Source organism: Streptosporangium heterodermiicola (assembly GCF_051390675.1).
Taxonomy (GTDB): Bacteria; Actinomycetota; Actinomycetes; order Streptosporangiales; family Streptosporangiaceae; genus Streptosporangium.
Genome location: NZ_JBPJSR010000146.1, coordinates 1 through 239, shown reverse-complemented (window position 1 = coordinate 239; position 239 = coordinate 1). Strand labels below are relative to the sequence as shown.

Here is a 239-nt window from a genome sequence, read left to right as displayed (position 1 = left end):
GTGGCCGCCTGCCAGGCGAACGTGTTCGTCGAGATCGGACCCGACACCACCCTGACCGCGCTCGCCCAGCAGAGCGTCGAGAACGGCGCCTTCGTCGCGACCGCGCGCAAGGACCGCGACGAGATCCGGGCACTGGTCGAGGCACTCGGCCGGCTCCACACCCACGGCGTCACCGTGGACTGGACGGCGATCCTCACCCCGAGAGCGCATATCGATCTGCCGACGTACGCCTTCCAGCA

General features: G+C 69.5%; 1 protein-coding gene. It reads left to right on the top strand.

Going from position 1 to position 239, the window contains the following annotated elements; all coding sequences use genetic code 11:
- The coding region (locus tag ACSC1Q_RS43275; protein ID WP_436764558.1) for a hypothetical protein at window positions 1-239 on the top strand (239 nt) is incomplete at both ends.